This is a genomic window from Maribacter arenosus, from assembly GCF_014610845.1.
Taxonomy (GTDB): domain Bacteria; phylum Bacteroidota; class Bacteroidia; order Flavobacteriales; family Flavobacteriaceae; genus Maribacter_A; species Maribacter_A arenosus.
The window spans coordinates 73,552-94,041 of the sequence record NZ_JABTCG010000004.1 but is presented as its reverse complement, the minus strand read 5'-3'; the positions used below and the strand labels follow the sequence as shown (position 1 = coordinate 94,041).

General features: G+C 41.5%; 22 protein-coding genes. 7 read left to right on the top strand and 15 right to left on the bottom strand.

Annotated features, from left to right (window positions below):
* Nucleotides 1-183 precede the first annotated feature (183 nt).
* The 4 genes from HPE63_RS11370 to arfB all read left to right on the top strand — a co-directional run bounded on the left by HPE63_RS11370 (nt 184) and on the right by arfB (nt 4,898).
* On the top strand, nt 184-1,173 hold the full coding sequence (locus tag HPE63_RS11370; protein ID WP_188314401.1) for an aspartate-semialdehyde dehydrogenase: 990 nt from the start codon (nt 184-186) through the stop codon (nt 1,171-1,173).
* A gap of 102 nt (nt 1,174-1,275) precedes the next feature.
* Nucleotides 1,276-3,432: a prolyl oligopeptidase family serine peptidase gene (locus HPE63_RS11365; RefSeq protein WP_188314400.1), complete on the top strand. Its 2,157-nt coding sequence runs from the start codon at nt 1,276-1,278 to the stop codon at nt 3,430-3,432.
* Between the two features lie 82 nt (nt 3,433-3,514).
* A complete protein-coding gene (locus tag HPE63_RS11360; RefSeq protein WP_188314399.1) occupies nt 3,515-4,501 on the top strand; it encodes an ABC transporter ATP-binding protein in 987 nt (328 codons plus the stop codon).
* On the top strand, nt 4,494-4,898 hold the full coding sequence (gene arfB / locus HPE63_RS11355; RefSeq protein ID WP_188314398.1) for an alternative ribosome rescue aminoacyl-tRNA hydrolase ArfB: 405 nt from the start codon (nt 4,494-4,496) through the stop codon (nt 4,896-4,898). Before HPE63_RS11360 ends, arfB begins: the two co-directional genes overlap by 8 nt.
* Nucleotides 4,899-4,973: 75 nt before the next feature.
* Here arfB and HPE63_RS11350 read toward each other — a convergent pair whose 3' ends face one another.
* The 8 genes from HPE63_RS11350 to HPE63_RS11315 form a co-directional block, all read right to left on the bottom strand.
* Entirely contained in the window at nt 4,974-6,071 is a 1,098-nt protein-coding gene (locus HPE63_RS11350) for a sulfatase-like hydrolase/transferase (RefSeq protein ID WP_188314397.1), read from the bottom strand.
* Nucleotides 6,072-6,210: 139 nt separating this feature from the next.
* Nucleotides 6,211-6,585, bottom strand: coding sequence for a GreA/GreB family elongation factor (locus HPE63_RS11345; protein WP_223198132.1), 375 nt, complete (start codon nt 6,583-6,585; stop codon nt 6,211-6,213).
* A gap of 181 nt (nt 6,586-6,766) precedes the next feature.
* Complete coding sequence (locus HPE63_RS11340) at nt 6,767-7,879, bottom strand: NAD(P)/FAD-dependent oxidoreductase (RefSeq protein WP_188314395.1); 1,113 nt, start codon at nt 7,877-7,879, stop codon at nt 6,767-6,769.
* 49 nt (nt 7,880-7,928) lie between these two features.
* Complete coding sequence (accC, locus tag HPE63_RS11335) at nt 7,929-9,278, bottom strand: acetyl-CoA carboxylase biotin carboxylase subunit (RefSeq protein WP_188314394.1); 1,350 nt, start codon at nt 9,276-9,278, stop codon at nt 7,929-7,931.
* A 71-nt stretch (nt 9,279-9,349) separates the two neighbouring features.
* Entirely contained in the window at nt 9,350-9,829 is a 480-nt protein-coding gene (gene accB, locus HPE63_RS11330) for an acetyl-CoA carboxylase biotin carboxyl carrier protein (RefSeq protein ID WP_188314393.1), read from the bottom strand.
* Between the two features lie 29 nt (nt 9,830-9,858).
* Nucleotides 9,859-10,854, bottom strand: coding sequence for a beta-ketoacyl-ACP synthase III (locus HPE63_RS11325; protein WP_188314392.1), 996 nt, complete (start codon nt 10,852-10,854; stop codon nt 9,859-9,861).
* 246 nt (nt 10,855-11,100) lie between these two features.
* A complete protein-coding gene (gene rpmF, locus HPE63_RS11320; RefSeq protein ID WP_188314391.1) occupies nt 11,101-11,298 on the bottom strand; it encodes a 50S ribosomal protein L32 in 198 nt (65 codons plus the stop codon).
* Nucleotides 11,299-11,304: 6 nt separating this feature from the next.
* Nucleotides 11,305-11,835, bottom strand: a complete 531-nt coding sequence (locus tag HPE63_RS11315; protein ID WP_188314390.1) for a YceD family protein — start codon at nt 11,833-11,835, stop codon at nt 11,305-11,307.
* Between the two features lie 343 nt (nt 11,836-12,178).
* On the opposite strand from HPE63_RS11315, the gene HPE63_RS11310 reads away from it, so the two are divergent.
* Entirely contained in the window at nt 12,179-12,415 is a 237-nt protein-coding gene (locus tag HPE63_RS11310) for a hypothetical protein (RefSeq protein WP_188314389.1), read from the top strand.
* 94 nt (nt 12,416-12,509) lie between these two features.
* On the opposite strand, the gene pdxA is transcribed toward HPE63_RS11310, so the two are convergent.
* A complete protein-coding gene (gene pdxA, locus HPE63_RS11305) occupies nt 12,510-13,556 on the bottom strand; it encodes a 4-hydroxythreonine-4-phosphate dehydrogenase PdxA (protein WP_188314388.1) in 1,047 nt (348 codons plus the stop codon).
* Between the two features lie 83 nt (nt 13,557-13,639).
* Here pdxA and HPE63_RS11300 point away from each other — a divergent pair, with 83 nt between their 5' ends.
* Nucleotides 13,640-14,230 carry a riboflavin synthase gene (locus tag HPE63_RS11300; RefSeq protein WP_188314387.1) on the top strand — a complete coding sequence of 197 codons (591 nt, stop codon included), beginning with the start codon at nt 13,640-13,642 and terminating at the stop codon, nt 14,228-14,230.
* A 16-nt stretch (nt 14,231-14,246) separates the two neighbouring features.
* Here HPE63_RS11300 and HPE63_RS11295 read toward each other — a convergent pair whose 3' ends face one another.
* From HPE63_RS11295 to HPE63_RS11270, 6 genes are all read right to left on the bottom strand, one after another.
* Nucleotides 14,247-15,335 carry an acyltransferase family protein gene (locus HPE63_RS11295; protein ID WP_188314386.1) on the bottom strand — a complete coding sequence of 363 codons (1,089 nt, stop codon included), beginning with the start codon at nt 15,333-15,335 and terminating at the stop codon, nt 14,247-14,249.
* Nucleotides 15,336-15,415: 80 nt separating this feature from the next.
* Complete coding sequence (locus HPE63_RS11290; RefSeq protein WP_188314385.1) at nt 15,416-16,063, bottom strand: carbohydrate-binding family 9-like protein; 648 nt, start codon at nt 16,061-16,063, stop codon at nt 15,416-15,418.
* Between the two features lie 11 nt (nt 16,064-16,074).
* Complete coding sequence (locus HPE63_RS11285; protein ID WP_188314384.1) at nt 16,075-17,163, bottom strand: phosphotransferase enzyme family protein; 1,089 nt, start codon at nt 17,161-17,163, stop codon at nt 16,075-16,077.
* A 21-nt stretch (nt 17,164-17,184) separates the two neighbouring features.
* Nucleotides 17,185-18,423, bottom strand: coding sequence for an MFS transporter (locus HPE63_RS11280; RefSeq protein ID WP_188314383.1), 1,239 nt, complete (start codon nt 18,421-18,423; stop codon nt 17,185-17,187).
* Between the two features lie 28 nt (nt 18,424-18,451).
* Nucleotides 18,452-19,297, bottom strand: coding sequence for an ROK family protein (locus HPE63_RS11275; RefSeq protein WP_188314382.1), 846 nt, complete (start codon nt 19,295-19,297; stop codon nt 18,452-18,454).
* Nucleotides 19,298-19,334: 37 nt separating this feature from the next.
* A complete protein-coding gene (locus HPE63_RS11270; RefSeq protein ID WP_188314381.1) occupies nt 19,335-19,655 on the bottom strand; it encodes a hypothetical protein in 321 nt (106 codons plus the stop codon).
* 76 nt (nt 19,656-19,731) lie between these two features.
* On the opposite strand from HPE63_RS11270, the gene HPE63_RS11265 reads away from it, so the two are divergent.
* Nucleotides 19,732-20,487, top strand: a complete 756-nt coding sequence (locus HPE63_RS11265) for a sulfite exporter TauE/SafE family protein (RefSeq protein ID WP_317172913.1) — start codon at nt 19,732-19,734, stop codon at nt 20,485-20,487.
* Nucleotides 20,488-20,490 lie beyond the last annotated feature (3 nt).

Here is a 20,490-nt window from a genome sequence, read left to right as displayed (position 1 = left end):
TTTATTTAGGAGCCGGTTTTTCTTTTATATTTATCCCAGTGGGTTTGCAATAAGGGTTCAATGAAGATCGTAACAACATATTGTTATATATTTAACAAAATGTTATATTTTAATTATTCGATGTGATTTGTCTTGCCCGATCCCCTCTCTTGAACTACATTTGCGCTCTAAATTAATAAAGTTATGAAAATTGCAGTTGTCGGGGCCACAGGAATGGTTGGCGAAGTAATGCTAAAAGTCTTGGCTGAACGAAATTTCCCTGTTACGGAACTATTATTGGTTGCATCAGAACGTTCTGTAGGCAAAAAAATAAAATTTAAGGGGAAAGACCATACCGTTATAGGTCTTTCCGATGCCGTTGCCGCAAAACCGGATATAGCCATATTTTCGGCTGGTGGGGATACTTCCTTGGTATGGGCTCCTAAATTTGCTGAAGTTGGTACGACCGTTGTGGACAATTCTTCCGCATGGCGTATGGACCCCACCAAGAAATTGGTTGTCCCAGAGATCAATGCCAATGAGCTGACTGCCGAGGACAAGATTATTGCCAATCCCAATTGCTCCACCATACAAATGGTCATGGCCCTAGCGCCTTTGCATGACAAATACAAAATGAAACGTGTTGTGGTTTCCACGTACCAATCCGTTTCAGGAACTGGTGTAAAAGCGGTTAAACAATTGGAAAATGAGATAGCCGGTGTGCAGGGCGAGATGGCTTATCCGTATCCCATTGGTCGAAACGCACTACCCCATTGCGATACTTTTCTTGAAAATGGGTATACCAAGGAAGAAATGAAGTTGGCCCGTGAACCACAAAAAATCTTCAATGATAATACCTTTTCCGTTACGGCAACCGCAGTCCGTATCCCTACGTCTGGTGGCCATTCAGAATCTGTGAATGTTGAATTCCTCAATGATTTTGACCTGAACGAAGTACGCCAATTATTGAATAATACTCCAGGAGTTACCGTACAGGACAACCCTATTACCAACACCTATCCCATGCCCATATATGCGCATGATAAGGATGAGGTCTTCGTAGGACGCATACGAAGGGACGAGACCCAAAGAAACACTTTGAATATGTGGATCGTAGCCGATAATCTTAGAAAAGGGGCGGCTACCAATGCCATTCAAATCGCCGAATACCTTGTTCAGAATAAATTGGTATAGGGCGGGCACCAGAAATAATTTTAATCCCTTAAAACCTTTGGACGTATATTGGTTCCAAAGGTTTTTTTATGCTATTTTTGAGGCCGAAAAAACTCTTCGGACATGAATAGAAATGTACTAATTCCCTTGGCTGCGATATTCTTTATCGCTTGCGACTCTTCAACAAAAAATGAACCTATTGCCGTGAATTACCCGATAACCCAAAAAGTTGACTCAGCTGATATATATTTTGGCACCGAAGTAAAAGACCCCTATCGTTGGCTTGAAGATGACCGCAGTACGGAAACCGAAGCGTGGGTCAAAGAACAGAACCTAACCACGTTTGGGTATTTGGAAAAAATCCCATTCCGTGAAGATTTAAAGAAACGTCTTGAAAAATTATGGGACTACGAAAAATTGGGTTCCCCTTTCAAAGAGGGTGACTATACTTATTTTTATAAAAACGACGGATTACAAAACCAATACGTGATCTATCGCCAAAAGGATGATGCGGAACCTGAGGTGTTTCTAGACCCCAATACCTTCTCAGAGGATGGTACAACCTCGTTATCGGGACTTGTTTTTACTAAGGACGGTTCAATGGCCGCATATCTTATCTCAGAAGGCGGCAGTGATTGGCGCAAGGCAATCGTTATGAATCCGGAAACAAAGGAAATAGTTGAAGACACACTGGTCGATATTAAGTTCAGCGGGGTCTCTTGGAAAGGTAATGAAGGATTTTATTATTCAAGTTATGATAAACCAAAAGGCAGCGAACTTTCCGCTAAAACAGACCAACATAAGGTGTATTATCACAAATTAGGAACTTCCCAAAAAGATGACGACCTAGTTTTTGGCGCTACGCCCGAAGAAAAACATAGGTACGTATTTGGGCGTGTGACCGAGGATAGTAGATATTTAATTATTTCAGCATCCAATTCTACATCTGGCAACAAACTTTATATTAAAGAGTTGACTGATCCAAATAGTAAATTAGTGACAATTCTTGACCATGAGGATACAGATAGTTCCATTATGGAAAATGTGGATTCCAAACTCTATATCGTAACGAATATGGATGCGCCCAACCAGAAAATCGTAACGGTGGATGCCTCTAACCCCACCCCGGAACACTGGGTCGATTTTATCCCGGAAACAGAAAACGTACTCTCCCCCAATACTGGCGGAGGATACTTCTTTGCCGAATATATGGTAGATGCTATTTCAAAGGTATTCCAGTATGACTATGATGGCAAATTGGTTAGGGAGGTGAAATTACCCGGTGTTGGTAGCGCCTCAGGTTTTGGAGGAAAAAAGGAGGATAAGGAGTTTTATTTTTCCTTCACCAATTACAACACTCCTGGTTCGTCCTATAAATACAACGTCGAAACGGGTGAATATGAACAATATTGGAAGCCTGAAATTGATTTTAATCCAGAGGATTATGAATCACAACAAATATTTTATAATTCAAAGGACGGTACAAAAATACCCATGATCATCACCCATAAAAAAGGCTTGGAAATGAACGGGAGAAATCCGACGATTCTCTATGGCTATGGCGGATTCAATATAAGCCTTACCCCTTCTTTCAGTATAGCAAATGCCATATGGATGGAGCAAGGGGGCATCTATGCCGTTCCCAATCTTAGAGGTGGAGGTGAATATGGCAAAAAATGGCACGATGCGGGCATAAAGACCAAAAAACAGAATGTTTTTGACGATTTTATTGCAGCAGCGGAATACTTGATTGAAAACAAGTACACTTCCAAAGACTATTTGGCCATTCGCGGGGGGAGTAATGGAGGACTATTGGTAGGTGCCACCATGACCCAGCGCCCTGATTTGATGAAAGTGGCCTTACCCGCTGTTGGAGTTTTAGATATGTTACGTTACCATACCTTTACCTCTGGCGCAGGATGGGCCTATGATTATGGCACCTCTGAAGAGAGTCAGGAAATGTTCGAATATCTTAAAGGCTATTCCCCTGTTCACAATGTAAGGGAAGGAACAGAATATCCCGCCACTTTGATTACCACAGGCGATCATGATGATCGCGTCGTACCTGCCCATAGTTTTAAATTCGCGGCAGAACTTCAGGAAAAACAGGCTGGTACAAACCCGATCCTGATCCGCATAGAGACCAATGCCGGCCATGGGGCTGGAACACCTGTGAGCAAGACCATTGAACAGTACGCCGATATTTTCGGATTTACCTTGTACAATATGGGATATGAAACATTGCCCAATCAATCGGTGTTAAAAGAATTTAAAGAATAAAGCGAGCTTTCATCAATATTTTAAAGTAAAGTCCGTTTCTAATTGAAACGGACTTTTTTATCCTTACAAAGAACTGTTTCCCATGTTGCATGTAGACCATGTTTTCTTTAGCTATGATAAAACCCCGGTACTCGAAGACATCGATCTTAAAGTGCCAAAGGGAGAACATGTTTCCGTTATCGGTGAAAGCGGATGTGGTAAGAGTACATTGTTAAAGATCATTTATGGCCTCTTACATGTTGACAAGGGTAACGTGTATTGGGATGACACCCAAATTTTAGGTCCGAATTATAATTTGGTCCCGGGGGAGCCTTACATGAAGTATCTTTCCCAGGATTTTGACCTTATGCCATTTACAAAGGTGGAAGAAAATGTGAGTCAGTTTCTTTCGGTTTTTGAGCCGGAACGGTTAAAAAAACGAACCCAGGAGCTATTGGAAATGATTGAATTAACCGATTTCGCCAAGGTCAAGATCAAACATTTAAGTGGTGGCCAGCAACAACGAGTGGCACTTGCTCGTGTACTGGCAGAACGTCCCCAAGTTTTATTGCTTGATGAACCCTTTAGTCATATTGATAATTTTAGAAAGAATAGTCTTAGAAGAAATCTATTCGGTTATTTAAAGGAGAAAGAGGTTACCGTCATTACAGCGACCCATGACCATCACGATATGCTGCCTTTTGCCGATACGGTGGTGGTTCTCAAAGATGGAAAAATTATTGCCAAAGACACTCCCAAGAATTTATTCGAGCACCCTAAAGACCTATATATTGCCGGATTGTTTGGTGAGGCAAATAAAATTCCCATAAATATCGTGAAGACCTATGCCGATACAAAACGCAGGATTATTGTTTATGCCCATGAGTTCAGAGTATCCCAAAAATCGGGCTTGGAAGTTGAGGTATTGCGATCGTTTTATCAAGGCGGGCACTATATGATCGAGGGTATCTATGAAGGTCAAAGCATTTATTTCAATCACCATACGGCCCTTGAGCCTCATATGAAGGTGTTTTTGAATATCTCTATAGAAACCATTAACCAACGCTTGAACCTATTGCCTGATGGATGAAAAAGGGCTTCTTCAGGAGATAAGACTAAAAGCGGTCAGAAGCGGCGGAGCGGGCGGACAACATGTAAATAAAGTTTCCACCAAGGCTGAACTGACTTTTGATGTTTCCAATTCTGCCGCACTTACTTCGATTGAAAAAGACCGACTTTTACTTAAACTATCCCATAGGTTGACCAAGGATGGTGTCTTGATCCTTCAGGCTGATGACACTCGAAGCCAACATAGAAATAAGGAGCTGGTGAAACAACGGTTTTTAGCATTGGTATCCGGTGCCCTCAAGGTTCAAAAGAAACGCAGAAAATCACGTCCCACAAGATCATCTATAGAGAAAAGATTGAAAAGAAAGAAAAGGGATGCCCTTAAAAAGGCTTATCGTAAAAAACCGAATCTAGACTGATTCTCTAGAAAATAGCCCTAAAAGCCGATGCAAAAGTTCATCGGTTACCCTGTTCAAATCATGAAGGTAAGTCCGTTAATTTTTCATTACTTCAATTACCTCCCCTGTCATTATTGCCGAATCGATTTTAACTCCGAGAAGTCTTAGTATCGTTGGTGCTATTTGATTGCTGTATAACTGTTCATCATCATCAACCTCACCAATTGCCTTGATTCCATCACCAAAGACTAGAAGCCAAACTTGTCCCGCACCCTTCACTTTACTACCGTGATGTTGCCAGGTTTCCAAAGGGTCGGTTCCACGACCATGGTCGGTTGTTACGATAAAAATGGTATTGTCTTTATAAAAATCATCCTGCTGAATAAATCCCCAAAGTTCTTGTATAAGAGTATCCGTGTTGTTGGCGGACTTCAAATAGGCTTCATAATTTCCATCATGGGCAAAATCATCGGTTTCACCATAGGCGATGTACATGAATTTAGGGTGTTTCCTTTTCATATATTCCAGGGCGTAGTGATGGGTGAACGCATCCAAACGAACAGTACCCCATGGACTTGGAACCTGTACCTGCAATTGGTTTAAAAACTTTTCCCGTTCTGTTATGTCATTTTCCTTGGCCATTTCAAAACCTGCATTCACCGGAACACCCGATCGTTCTTCATTCACAATAAAAGGGAATACGTCCCAACTGCCGAATGCCGCAACTTTTCCTTTATATCTTGGGTCTGAATTGGCAATTTCCAATATTGTGGTATTGGGGTTATCTATTTTATCGTTACTGTCAATTCTTGAATCGTCTGCCCGCCCTGACAATATCTCATTATAACCCGGATAGGAAAACCACATGGCATTGGTTAGGTCAACTTTACTGCCAAGAGTCCTATGCCCATGAAGTTGGCCCATTTTGGCAGCTTCTTGCCACAGGAATGGCATAAGGGCTTCCCTTCTTTCCGTTGGTGTAGTTCTCCAAAAACTTGCCTTTAGCGCAGTGGTATCATCAACATATTCGGTATTGGTAATCAAAAGCGGATCAGCCCCCGTAAACAATTCTTGCCATCGAAGTCCGTCCAACGTTATTAAAACAATTTTAGGAGGGATATTTCCTTGCCCATTGGATTTCGATACAAAGAGGCTAAGGATAAGTATAGTTAAAAGTAATCGTGTTCTCTTCATAATGAATGCACTCTTGAATTATTTAGTCCACTTTAAACGATGGGTTCCTAATTCCGACAGATACATACTAGCCATTGCTCTATGGGAATAGGTTTCATTTGTTTTTACAATTAGTGATATAGTATGGAAAACATGGTTGTCAAATAATTTCCAAAATTTCAATTGCACTAGCATTAAACCTTATGGTATCGCCAACAGACTTGCCCAATAACATGATGCCTATTGGGGTATTCAATGAAATACAATAATACTTTTCAAGATCGGTCTTATATTCCCCAGCGGAAATGGCCAAAAAGTAATTGGCCCCTGTGGTCTTCACCAAGCTGCCCAAACAAGCTGTGCGCTTCTTTGATAAAACATCGACCGTATGCAGCAATTGCATCATATTCTCGGCATCGGCCAATTGCCGTCCTAAATTTTCCCGTTCCAATTGAAGCATGGCCCTTCCCGTTTCGTGTTTGTCACCGGCACTACTTTTTGTTTCTGTAGCCAAAGCTGTTTGAACCTCTTTCATTTGGGATTGGACGCGCTTGATCCTATCCTCGGCAAAAGTTTTACAAAATGTATAAAGTTCTTGTTTAACAGTCATTTATAGGGTCGGGAAAATGAACAAAGCCTTAAATTAAGTATAATTCATTAGACGAACAATATTTTAAAATCCATATAGGGCCTACTTTTACATTACACGTCGTGCATTACACCAGTTCGGCCAATTCTTTCCCTACATGGCTACCAATTGCGACCCCCATACCTCCCAAACGTACACCGCAATACACATGGTTCGACACTTGTTTTATAATTGGCTTTTTAACAGTTCCAACCCCCATGATACCGCTCCACCTTAAATCGACCTGAAAAGGGGTATTGGGCAAAATAATCTCGGCCAACATACCTTCCAGTTGGTTTTGAATCAGCGATGAAGATCCCTGTTCAAAGGTTTCTTCCCCTTGAAAATCCAAATTACGCCCTCCTCCAAAAAGAATTCGATTATCAATATTCCTGAAATAATAATACCCTTCATCCAAATGAAAAGTCCCCTTGATGTGAAGACCGGGGATGGGTTTCGTCACAAGGACCTGTGCTCGGGCAGGCTTAACTTTTTCAGCTATGAGTTGGGAAGCAAATCCATTGGTGGCAATCAATAACTTCTTTGTTTTGAAGTCGAATGCATGCGTACTAACCTCCACTAGCTCCACGGTGTCTTGGAATTGAGTTACATTAATTGAATTCAATATTCGGATATTGCTTTTCGTAGCCTCCTGGAGTAATGCTGCCATCATTTTACCCGTATTGATCTGTGCCTCAAAGACATTTGCAATGTACCGCCCTTTAATACGCTTAAAATTGAAACGGTTTTGTTGTTCTTCAAAAGCAGACGTTCCGAAAACGGGTTCCAATAGTGTATTCACCTTATTAAGGTTTTCACAGCATTGCGTATATAATTCTTCCTTTGATTCCAAAAACAGTTCATGTCCCCCGAGTTGTTGATAATCGATTGTGGTATCGCCCAAGGTATTTCGCAACTGTTGTATTCCTTTCCATCGTTGCTCAACCAACTGGATCACTTCTTGCTCAGTATGGCACTTTAAATCAGAAAGAATCTCGGAAATACTTCCAAAACAGGCGAACCCTGCATTTTTGGTGCTTGCCCCTTGGGGCAAAATCCCTTTCTCCAAAACCAATATCTTAGCCCGTGGAAATTTTTGACGTAAAACCAAAGCGCAATTCAACCCAACGATACCACTTCCTATAATGGTATAATCAATGTTGGATAACCAGGTTTTGTATTCCCAATAACTAAAGTTCATATGGTAAGATAAAAAAACCCTAACGTTTAAGTTAGGGCTTGGTATTTTATTATTCCATCGGGGGATCCATTTTAAAATCCTCCATGAACTTGGTGGTATAATTCCCTGCCAAATAATCGGGGTGCACCATAAGTTGTCGATGAAAAGGTATTGTGGTTTTTATTCCCTCGATAACAAATTCATCCAATGCCCGTTTCATTTTATTAATGGCCTCTTCGCGGGTCTGGGCCGTTGTGATCAACTTTGCGATCATGGAATCGTAATTTGGAGGTATGGTATACCCGCTATATACGTGGGTGTCCATTCGAACCCCATGGCCTCCAGGCGTGTGTAGTGTTGTAATTTTTCCTGGGGAAGGTCTAAAGCCATTATACGGATCTTCGGCATTTATCCTGCATTCAATGGAATGAAGTTTAGGGAAATAATTCTTTCCAGAGATGGGTACGCCCCCAGCCACCAAGATCTGCTCCCGAATCAGGTCATAATCCACCACCTGTTCTGTAATCGGGTGCTCAACCTGTATACGGGTGTTCATTTCCATAAAATAGAAGTTCCGGTGTTTATCCACTAGAAATTCTATTGTCCCTGCACCTTCGTATTTAATATATTCAGCAGCTTTTACCGCAGCATTGCCCATATCTTCACGAAGCTTATCGGTCATATAAGGTGATGGGGTTTCCTCGGTCAACTTTTGATGCCGCCGTTGTATGGAACAATCACGTTCCGATAAATGACATGCTTTACCATATTGATCACCAATAATCTGAATTTCGATATGACGTGGTTCTTCGATCAACTTTTCCATGTACATAGCCCCATTACCAAAGGCAGCTGTTGCCTCCTGAACGGCGCTCTCGAAAAGGGCTTCCATATTCTCTTCTTTCCAAACGGCTCTCATTCCCTTTCCTCCACCACCGGCAGTCGCCTTGATCATAACGGGATAACCCATTTTTTTTGCCACTTTCTTGGCATCAGCAACATCTTTCAACAAACCATCCGAACCCGGAACTATGGGAACACCGGCTTTTTTCATGGTTTCCTTGGCGGAAGCCTTATCTCCCATGCGGTCAATATGCTCGCCAGAGGCACCGATAAATTTTATGTCGTGTTCGGCACAGATTTTTGAAAACTTGGAATTTTCAGATAGAAAACCATATCCCGGATGAATTGCATCGGCATTGGTTATCTCAGCCGCGGCTATGATATTGGGTATTTTAAGATAGGATTCGCTACTCGGTGCAGGACCAATACAAACAGCCTCATCTGCAAACCTTACGTGTAAACTTTCCTCATCAGCTTTTGAATACACAGCTACGGTCTTGATCCCCATTTCCTTACAGGTACGAATAATTCGTAGTGCGATTTCGCCCCTATTTGCTATAAGTATTTTTTTGAACATCTCTTGAAGTTTTAAATTTTAAGCATTGCGTTTTGAATGGTGTCGGGCACCAATTTTCAACTTAAAATCCACTAAGATGGGTCAACCATGAACAAAGGTTGGTCAAACTCCACAGGGGATGAGTCATCGACCAAGATCTTAACGATCTTACCAGAGACTTCTGACTCGATGTCATTGAACAATTTCATCGCTTCAATTACACAAAGCACATCTCCCTTGGCAATAGTTGAGCCAACTTCGACAAATGCTGGTTTATCGGGTGAAGGTTTTCTATAGAAGGTACCTATAATCGGTGATTTGATGGTAATAAGCTTAGAGTCGGCCTCAGCTTCTTTTTGTGCAGGGGTTTCAGGGGCCGAAGCCACCGGAGCTGCGGCTGGTGTAATCGGAGCCTGTGCCATGGGCACTTGTTGAACATAAGTGGTCTCATGACCGCCTGTTGCCGAACCCGTTCTAATGGTTATCTTAATTTCATCAGTCTCTAACTTTACCTCGGTAGCACCTGATTTGGCGACAAATTTGATGAGGCTTTGAATTTCCTTAATATCCATTGAAAGTAATTTATAAGGTTGATTGTTAATTAGTTATATGCCCATTTTAAATATATAGATCCCCAGGTAAAACCACCTCCGAAGGCAGCAAAAACCAAGTTGTCCCCTTTTTTTAACCGATCTTCATAATCATGCAGCAATAAAGGTAACGTGGCCGAGGTCGTATTGCCATATTTATGGATGTTCGTCATAACCTTGGAGTGATCCAATCCCATTCTATTGGCCGTGGCATCGATAATACGTCTATTGGCCTGATGGGGAACCAACCATGATACATCCTGATCGCTGAGGTCATTACGTTCCATAATCAAGGCTGCAACATCGGCCATATTGGAAACTGCAAATTTAAAGACGTTTTTGCCATCTTGATAAATATAGTGCTTTCTATTCCTTACTGTTTCCTCTGTTGCCGGCATTAAAGATCCCCCCGCGTCCATACCTAAAAATTTTCTGCCACTACCATCCGCTCTCAAATACTCATCCTGTAGTCCAAAACCTTCGGTATTGGGTTCAAAAAGAACGGCACCGGCACCATCGCCGAATATGATACATGTGGTTCTATCCGTATAGTCGATTATTGATGACATTTTATCCGCTCCAATCAATAATATCTTCTTGTATTTACCTGATTGAATAAAACTTGAAGCTGTTGACATGCCGAACAAAAAACTGGAACAAGCGGCCAACAAATCAAATGCAAAGGCATTTTTAGCGCCAATTTCCGATGCTACAAAAGCAGCTGTCGAAGCCACCATGCTATCTGGGGTTGCGGTGGCCACAATAACCAAATCTATCTCCTCCGGGTCAATATTTCCTTTTTGGATAAGATCTTGGGCTGCCTTTATCCCTAAGTATGATGACCCTTGACCTTCCTCGTCCTTTAGAATCCTTCTCTCCTTTATGCCCGTTCGTGTGGTTATCCATTCATCATTGGTGTCAACCATACCCTCAAGCATTTCATTGGTCAAGACAAACTTGGGAACATAGCCCCCAACAGCCGTAATGGCCGCATTGATTTTACTCATATTAGATTTTTTTTGGGTCAAAAACCATCAAAAATGCATCAAAAGTTGGGAAAATTAATGATTTTCTGTGACTTTTTGTCTAAAAAGCGATTGTTTCTGGTTTTTTTGGAAGTCGAAGTCAAAAGAAAAATAGAATCCCTTTTATTATTCCACGCGTTCAGCGTTCAAATCCCCCATTAGCAATTTGGTATAAAAAAACCCTGCTTTTTCAAACAGGGGGTTGTACTATTCTTCTTAAAAATCGAATTAAGCCTCGGCTTCCTCGGTTTTATCGATAAGAACTTGTCCTTTATAGTATAATTTACCTTCATGCCAGTGTGCCCTGTGGTACAAATGCATTTCGCCTGTTGTTGGGTCTTTAGCAATTGTTGGGGCCACTGCCTTGTAATGCGTTCTTCGCTTATCTCTCCTCGTTCTGGAAATTTTTCTTTTAGGATGTGCCATTATTAATTATTTATCCGTTTGTAACTTCTTTAATTCATCCCACCGGGGATCAAAATCTTCACTGTCTTTTTTCTCTTCTTTTGGACTAAGTTCAGCCAATCTATCAAGTACCTCAGATTGTAAAGTTCCATCCAGAACACCCGGATGAATTCTTTTTTGGGGTACGGCCAACACCAACATTTCATAAACGTATTGAGCAATATTCAGCTGATGTTCCGCATGGGGAAGAATCAAAATATCATCATTTTCATCATTGAACTCATCGCCAAATTTGACCACTAACTCCAAATCGCCCAAAACTTCTTGGTCGTAGGGTTCGCTGGTTGTATCGCAATCTACATTTACCGAGCCTTCTGCATGCATCCCCAATTCGAGCATGGTGCTCATTTTATTGAGAACCACTTGCAAATTTAACGTTGCACCATTAAACTCATTATATCCAAAAGACTCAAAGAACGTACTATCAATTTTATAAGCAAACTCGTGTTTTCCTTGCTTCAATCCAGAGAAAGGAATATTGAACTCCTTTTGCTTCATCACTTCAACACTTGTTTTTTAATTCACTAGCCCACATTAAGGCGGGTGCAAAGATACTTTTTTTTTGATAAATGCCAATAAACTGCACCAAACTTTTACGAATAGGGCAACATTGATTGAAATGAACTATCTTTAGATAAGGCCATTGAGGTATTAGGGAGAGGATTACCGTACCTTGAAAAGCATGGCAAGTACGCTATGGGATTTGGAATTTAAGCTCATTTTTACCTTTTCCCTTCCTTCCCACGGTCCTTTTATCACAAAAAGAAACTTGGGCTACAAGAGACGTAGTGCTTCGGGGAGGTGTAATAAAAAAGTGTAAGATCTAAAATCAAAGGATGTTATGAGTGGTGCTGGGCACGTTCAAGATATGAACAACCGGATAAAACAAAACCGGGCACAACGGGCGTCGAAGCGACCAAGATTTAAGGAACACCTGCGCGATACCGGTTATTTGTCTTCCAGTGACCATCGGCAACCTTTAAAATTTATAACGGTATCTGAAGTAACACTTACCGCCATAAAAAACGGATTAGGGAACGTGCAAGAAAAGACCGTAAAAAAGAAGGGATGGTTTTAGTGGTTCTAGCAATTATTGTACTATTAATGGCGGCATTAATCTTTTGAAAGGATTGCCCTATATTCGAATATCAGTAATACATCAATTCGGCCAATTAACGTCTGATTTTCTGCTTTTGTAACGGGTTCTCTGTCAACTGGGCATACTCTTGTCTGTTCTTGAAAATATGGATCGCCTTAAAAACGGCTTCCTTGAACGAATTGTGGTCGGCAATTCCTTTTCCGGCTATTTCATAAGCCGTACCGTGGTCTGGAGAAGTGCGTATTTTCGAGAGTCCTGCTGTAAAATTCACCCCATTTCCGAAAGACAGGGTCTTAAAAGGTATTAGGCCTTGGTCGTGGTATGCAGCCAGAATAGCATCGAATTTTTTGTATTCATCGGAACCAAAGAAACTATCCGCTGAATAAGGGCCAAAAACCAAATGGCCGGCCTCTGACATTTCCTTGATTACAGGTTTCATTATTTCTTCATCTTCCTTGCCTATGACACCATGATCCCCACTATGCGGATTTATTCCCAAAAGTGCAATTTTAGGCCGCTGTACACCAAAATCCATTTGCAACGATTTCTCGATGATACGTACTTTAGTCCTAATCAATATGGGATTTATCGCATTTGGAACATCCTTGACCGCGATATGATCCGTGAGTAGTCCGACCTTTAAATCGTCGGTGACCATGAACATAAGGCTTTCCCCTTCCAATGCCTGGGCTAGATAATCGGTGTGGCCAGGGAATTTAAAATCATCGGCTTGTATGTTTTTCTTGTTGATAGGTGCGGTGACCAATACATCGATTTTATCCTCTTTTAGGGCTTTTACCGCAGCTCTTAATGACTTTATGGCATAAGCTCCCCCTTCTTGGGTCTCTTCCCCAAACTCGATTTTTGGGGTTTCTTTCCATACGTTAACGACGTTGACCTTGCCATCCAATGCTTTGGATGCATCATGAACACCATTATAGTTTATGGTTATGCCCAAGGCATTTTTTTGGTGTGTTATGGTCTTGTTGGAAGCGAATATTACCGGGGTACAAAATTCCAACATCCGGGCATCCTCAAAAGTCTTGAGCATGACTTCGCACCCAATTCCGTTTAAATCGCCTATTGATATTCCTACCCTTATTTCTCGGCTTTCCTGCATTATATAATTACCTTTGTGTGTAGCACCTATTATTAAATATGCGGCTCATTTTATAACACAAAACTACTTAATTTAAACGACACATGTTTACGGGAATAATCGAATCTTTAGGGGAAGTAAAACAACTGGAAAAAGAAGGTGGAAATTTACATATTAGCATCAATTCCTCCATAACCCCTGAACTGAAAATAGATCAAAGTGTTGCGCACAATGGCGTCTGTTTAACCGTGGTGGCCATCGATGGTCCTACCTATACGGTCACTGCAATTGACGAAACCCTGCAAAAATCGAATCTTGGGGAATTAAAGGTCGGGGATAAGGTCAATTTGGAAAGGGCCATGGTGCTAGGTGCCCGATTGGACGGCCATATGGTACAGGGCCATGTTGATCAAACGGGCAAATGTACTGCCATTTCTGAAATGGATGGAAGCTGGTTCTTTACATTTGAATACGACACTTCGTATAACAATGTAACCATAGAAAAGGGATCTATATCCATAGATGGGGTTAGCCTTACTGTTGTTAATTCCGATACCAATACTTTTAGTGTCGCGATAATACCGTATACGTATGAACACACGAGGTTTGGTACTTATAAAGTCGGAGACACAGTGAATTTGGAATTTGATGTGATCGGTAAATATGTTGCAAGATTGATAGCCTTGCAAACTTAAAAACCAACTTCCTTATCTACACTTTTATAAATATTTTCTTTCTATACATAACATACGCCAGTAGCATGTAGAAACTTACTACAGTAAGCGCATACAAAAGAGAGGAGAGCTTCATGGGCATAAAGTCATGAACATAAATATGCTGGAACAGCCAGCCATGTAGCGATGTTTCACCGTCCACTTTTATAGAATAAAATAATTTGCTCACAAAACTTGAAAGAAAGTAAACGGTAATTGCATTTGCCCCGGCATATTTGAAAATACTTCCGAATTTCATCCCTCTTATGTCCGATAAATAGTAAATCAAAGCCAGGAATATATTGGCCCATCCAGCGGTGACCATGACAAAACTACTGCTCCATAAGGCTTTATTGATTGGGAAAAAAGTATCCCAAATATAGCCTAAAACAAGCATGACCACCCCTAAGCCAACCAGTACGAATACTTTATTTTCCCTTTTGGAGGTTAAGATCAAACCGGTAAAAATGCCCAATAAAGAAGATGCTATGGAAGGGAGCGTACTCAACAATCCCTCGGGATCATAATCCGGCTTATAATTGTGGGTCCCGAAAACCTTGACATCCAAGTAGTTTGCTAAATTATTCGGTGCTCGATCAAAGGTAGATTCCATACCTTCAACAGGTACATATCCCATTAACAACCAATAGCCGATCAAAATGACGGCACAAATACCGACCAAGGTTTTCCAATTGAAGTTTATGAACATAATGGCCGCGAAAAAGAATACGACCCCAATACGCTGTAAAACCCCAGGAAACCTGATATCGGCAAAATCCTTTATAAAAGGGAAACTGATGGTAAACGCCCCCAGAAATAACCCTAGTCCGATCAATTTTAAACTCCGAATCGAGATTTTTCTATAGGTCGATGCCGACGGAGTCTTTTTTTGATAGGCGAAGGCAATGGATGTGCCCACAATAAATAGGAAAAACGGAAAGACCAGATCGGTAGGGGTGTACCCGTGCCATTCGGCATGCAAAAAAGGAGCATATACACTAGACCATGTTCCTGGGGTGTTGACCAAAATCATCAATACAATGGTTAATCCCCTAAAAATATCGACTGAAATTATCCTGTTTTTCATATTATTAATTTGCCTTTAAATGATTTAATAAAAAGATATATTGTTTTCATGGTATACCGGTTATTTCGTTCCATCTTCATCTATTCGGGATTCCCGAGTATCAACTCCGCAAAAAAATCAGGTTGATGAAAATCGGGCTGAGGTGTGGAAATCGGTTGCCAGCTCAAAAAGTGTGGTACTTTACATTTATCCCCACACTTATAAAAATTAGCGCGAATAGTTTGCCCTTTGGTAACCCCGAGTATTTCGAAGGGAATTGCAAGCTGCAACCACCAGTCTCCATGTACATGCTCCTTTCCAATAATCTCCTTTCCAAGCGAAGAAACCCTTTTGATTGTTTTCATCCGATCATCATCCAGATGGGTTCTGTTATCCCGTTCCTTGCCATAACCAACTAGAACAGTGCCGATGCAGTTGGCTTCAATGTTGAAATACCCTTTGTTTATATCCGTTGCGAAAAAGGCTTCCACACAGCTATCTTCCCAAACGGCATCGTTATCCTTTACCACTGTAGCACGAACATTCTCCTCATTGACTTTGTAAAGTATACATAGCACCTCATTGTTATGTGCCAGATAGAAGCTTACCGTGGGCTTATAACCAAATGCTTTCCAATTGACTTGGTCTATCTTGCCCATGAACCCGTTGGAAACCATGGTGTTGTTCAACTCTTCATGGGATAAGTGACTTACATTATCAATAAAGGGGATTATCTTTGATTCCTTCATTTCCTTGGCATTTACAAGAACGATTCAACGACCTTTTGCATCTCCTGAAACTGGGCTTCCATGCTTTGCAACAATTTGTATTGTGCATGGGTGCGTACCAGGTTGTGCTTAGGGTATTTGATCTTATAATACGTATCCCCGGCAATGTAATCCATTAAAAAACGAAGCACTTGTTCGTAGGTAATATACTTGGCTGAAAAGGCCAGATAGTCCAGTTCCGATTGTACCAGAAACGATTTGGCCTCTTCGAGATAGCCTTTAGTATACGCCGTGAATATTCCCATATCCATCGACACATTATCCAAGTCAGTGTCATCTTCAAGTCCGGTATTGGTGTAGGAACGCATGGCATCACCATAGTCGTTAAGGGCGGTACTGCTCAGCACCGTATCGAGGTCGATCATGCACAAAACGTCTCCCTGCTTGTCGAACAAAATATTGTTGATTTTGGTATCGTTGTGGGTTACACGGGTGGGAATGGTACCCTCTTCAACTAACGACCAGAAGTTAAGCATCTCTTCACGCCGGTCTTCCACCCATGATATTTCTTCCTTTAAAGCGCTTTTTCGGCCAACAGGGTCTTTTGCCAAAACCTCATCCCATTGTTCAAAGCGAAAGCGGATATTATGAAACCCAGGCAAGATATCCACGAGCTGACCTTGATAATCGGAGGTCATACGCTGAAATTTTCCAATCCCCTTGCCGCCCGAGTAAGCCAGCTCTGGTGTATCGGCCGATTCGTAGGATATACTGTCATCGATAAACAGGCACATGGTCCAGAATTCCCCCTCCTCATCTTGGTAATAAAGCCCCCCATCATGGGTTTTGATCAAGGTCATGGTTTCCCGCAGGGGATCACCCCCATTGGCAATAATTTTCGCTTTTAGATGGGTTGTTATGTTTTGGATATTATCCATCATCGATGGCACATCCTTAAAAATTGTTTTGTTCTTACGTTGAAACAAATAATTGGGCGAAGCTTCACCCACGGTTTTTACAATATAGGTGTCATTGATAAATCCTTCCCCAAGGGGTTTTATGGACGCAATTCCGCCTTCAACTTGGAACTGTTTGGCTATATCAGTTAATTCCACTGCCATATCCTTGAGCTTTCAAGACCGTTATTTTCTGATCTTATTCCCTTTTACCGCAAAATAAAGTATGTACAGGTAGGCAGGGATAAATATCCAATATGCATTCTGATAATCCGATACGGTGGCTAGTTCGGTAGTTTTGATCAGATCGATCAAATAACCGAAGATAAGGGGAATAATGGCCCCACCCACAATACCCATGACCAACAAGGACGCCCCGGTCTTTGTAAATTTGCCTAAATCGGCAATGGCCAATGGCCAAATCGCAGGCCACATTAAGGAGTTGGAAAATCCAACTAGTGCCATACAGTAAATACCATATTCACCAGGAAGGAAAATCATTAACAATACTGAAACAATTCCTAACCAAGAAAACAACCTCAATGCAGCGGTTTGGGAAATAAAGTTAGGGATCATCAGTACCCCAAAGATATACCCAATGACTAGCCCTAAGGGGACATAGATGGCAAAACTATCCAAATTCTGGGCGGTATCGCCAAAAATGGCTTTTGCAAAACCGATAATCGATACCATGGGCAAGGTTTCCACGCCCACGTAAATGAATAGGGCAACTACCCCCAACAATAAATGTGGAAATTGAAAAATACTTGTTTTACCTGCAGCATAGCCCGATGTGGCCGCCTCGTCCGATTCATCTTCACCTTCGGCCTTCACCTCTGGTAATGGGGCAAATATCATGAAGACACCCAAGGCCACAAGAATACCTGTTACTATGTAGAAGGGTAGAATGACATCATCGAGTACAACGTTGTTCAAATCCATGAACAATCCAAGGAACAACGATGATAACCACCATGCCGATTTATTCATGATACCCATAAGGCTCATACGCATGGCAGCACTTTCTTTGGGACCAATAATAGTGACATAAGGGTTGACCGATGCCTGCAAAATGGTGTTTCCAATTCCCCCGATAAATAGGGCGATAAGGAACAAGGGGAAGCTAAGCATGTTTGATGATGGTACAAAAAGTACCATACCTAGGGCCATTACAAAAAAGGCGATGACCATACCGTACTTGTAGCCCACTTTTTTAATAATCCATCCGGCAGGGGCGCCGAATACCACGAATGCCGAGAAAATGGCGGCGGTTACCAGATACGACTGTGAGGTGGAAAGGTCGAAAGCATCCTGAAGAAAGGGAGTCAAGAAACCACTGATTCCCACACCAAAACCTATGACAAAAAATAGGATACTAATAATTGCCAAGGGGATAATGTAGTTCGATTTTTTTAAATTACTCATACGATGATTTTTGGTTGTTTAGAAATAGTTAGGCATTGTAATATAGTCCGGCAGCCCCGAGAATCGCGATGTCCTCAAGGTCCGATTGCTCAATGGCAATGACGTCTATCATGATATCAAAGGGAAAATCAGCAATTTCCTCGTGAATTCCGGCTTTAAAAAGGGGAAATGATTTGCTTATGGAACCTCCGAAGATAATGGCCTCTGGAGCGAGGATATATAAAATGGTCTTAATAAGTTTCCCTAAATGATGCCCAAATTCGTTAAAGAGTTCCAGGGCACGCTTGTCCCCTGCCATGGCTTTGTCATATAATGCTTTACCCGTCGTATTGTTGATCTTGGTAAAGAAAGCACTACCGCAATACACTTCAAGAATATCGTCTTTGTAGGGTAAGTGACCTACCTCTCCTGCACCGCCAAACATACCGGAGTGTAATTTATTGTTGATTATAATGCCCCCACCAACACCGGTTCCAAGGGCAACGGCGACCATGTTGTCGTATTTTTGTCCTTTGCCAAAATGCTTTTCGCCCAAGGCAAAACAGTTGGCATCATTTTCTATATACACCGGCATATTGAATCGGGCAGATAGTTTTTCAACAAGGCGTAGACCATTCCATGAAGGGATATTGGCTATTTTAACAATCTCTCCCTTATCAGCATTGATCAACCCGGGAACACCAACACCGATAGCTTTTGTTTCGGGCAGCATTACCTTTTCAATAACCTCATATAGCGTTTCGAGTATTTCCTCTGTCGATCTCTGGGCGCCAGTAGGTAACGAGTGCGTTTTCTCTATTTTCTTGCCAACAATACAACCGGCACCAATAGATGTGCCCCCTATGTCAACACCTACAATTACATCTGTTTTCATACGCTTAAATCTTAATAATTATCTGAAAATAAACTTTTTAAATATTTGTCATTGCCCAGGTCATATTTCCGCCAGGTTTTGACATCCATACTATCGATAGTCCTAAAAATAGAATAAAACCAGATTCCCAATTGCCTAAAACCCCTTGGGAACCTAAAACATCCGTAGCCAGATTCAGGGTGTCAGTGTAAAACATGGTTACAACCATTAAAACCCCCAACAACCAGGGAATTTTTTTTCCGGAAAGAAAAAGTTTGGCAGGATCCTTGCCCGATTTTTTGGAAACGCAAGCCCTTATCCCTAAAACGATTAAAAAGAATACAACAATATAGCTATAATCGGGCGTTCTTAATTCCAAGGGATGGTTTGTTGGTTTCGAGCTAAAGATATAATTTTTTAAGATACATTTGCCCTTTGTTCGCTAAACGACCTTTGTGCTTCTATCAATACAATCAGAAATCACCACTTTGTCATGGTTAATGGCTCTGACCGCCACTTTTGTGGTCGGTATTTCCAAGGCAGGGATAAAAGGAGTCGCTGTAGTAAGTGTTACTTTAATGGCCTTGGCTTTTGGGGCCAAGGAATCTACCGGACTTGTTGTGCCCTTACTGATTTTGGCCGATATATTTGCCGTTGTTTATTACAACCGACACACCCAATGGAAGTACATCATTCGTTTTCTACCTTGGATTCTTGCTGGGATACTAATCGGTGTAATTATTGGGAAGGATCTCGATGAGGATACTTTTAAAATTGGGATGGCCATCATCATTCTGTGCAGTGTGGCGATGATGTATTGGTGGGACCGAAAAAAGTCAAAAAATGTGCCATCTCATTGGTCATTTGCTGGGTTTATCGGTATTTTGGCCGGTATTACCACAATGATCGGAAATTTGGCCGGGGCCTTCAGCAATATATTCTTTTTGGCTATGCGTTTGCCTAAAAATGAATTCATAGGAACCGCGGCATGGTTGTTTTTGATCATCAATGTTTTTAAGTTACCTTTTCATATATGGTCTTGGGAGACCATAACCCCAGAAACCCTATTGGTCAATTTAAAATTGGCCCCTGCTATTTTCCTAGGGCTTTTCGTGGGCGTGCGTTTGGTGAAAATCATCAAGGAAGATTTTTATCGAAAAATGATCTTGGTCTTGACCGCCATAGGGGCCATATTGATTTTGGTAAAATAGATC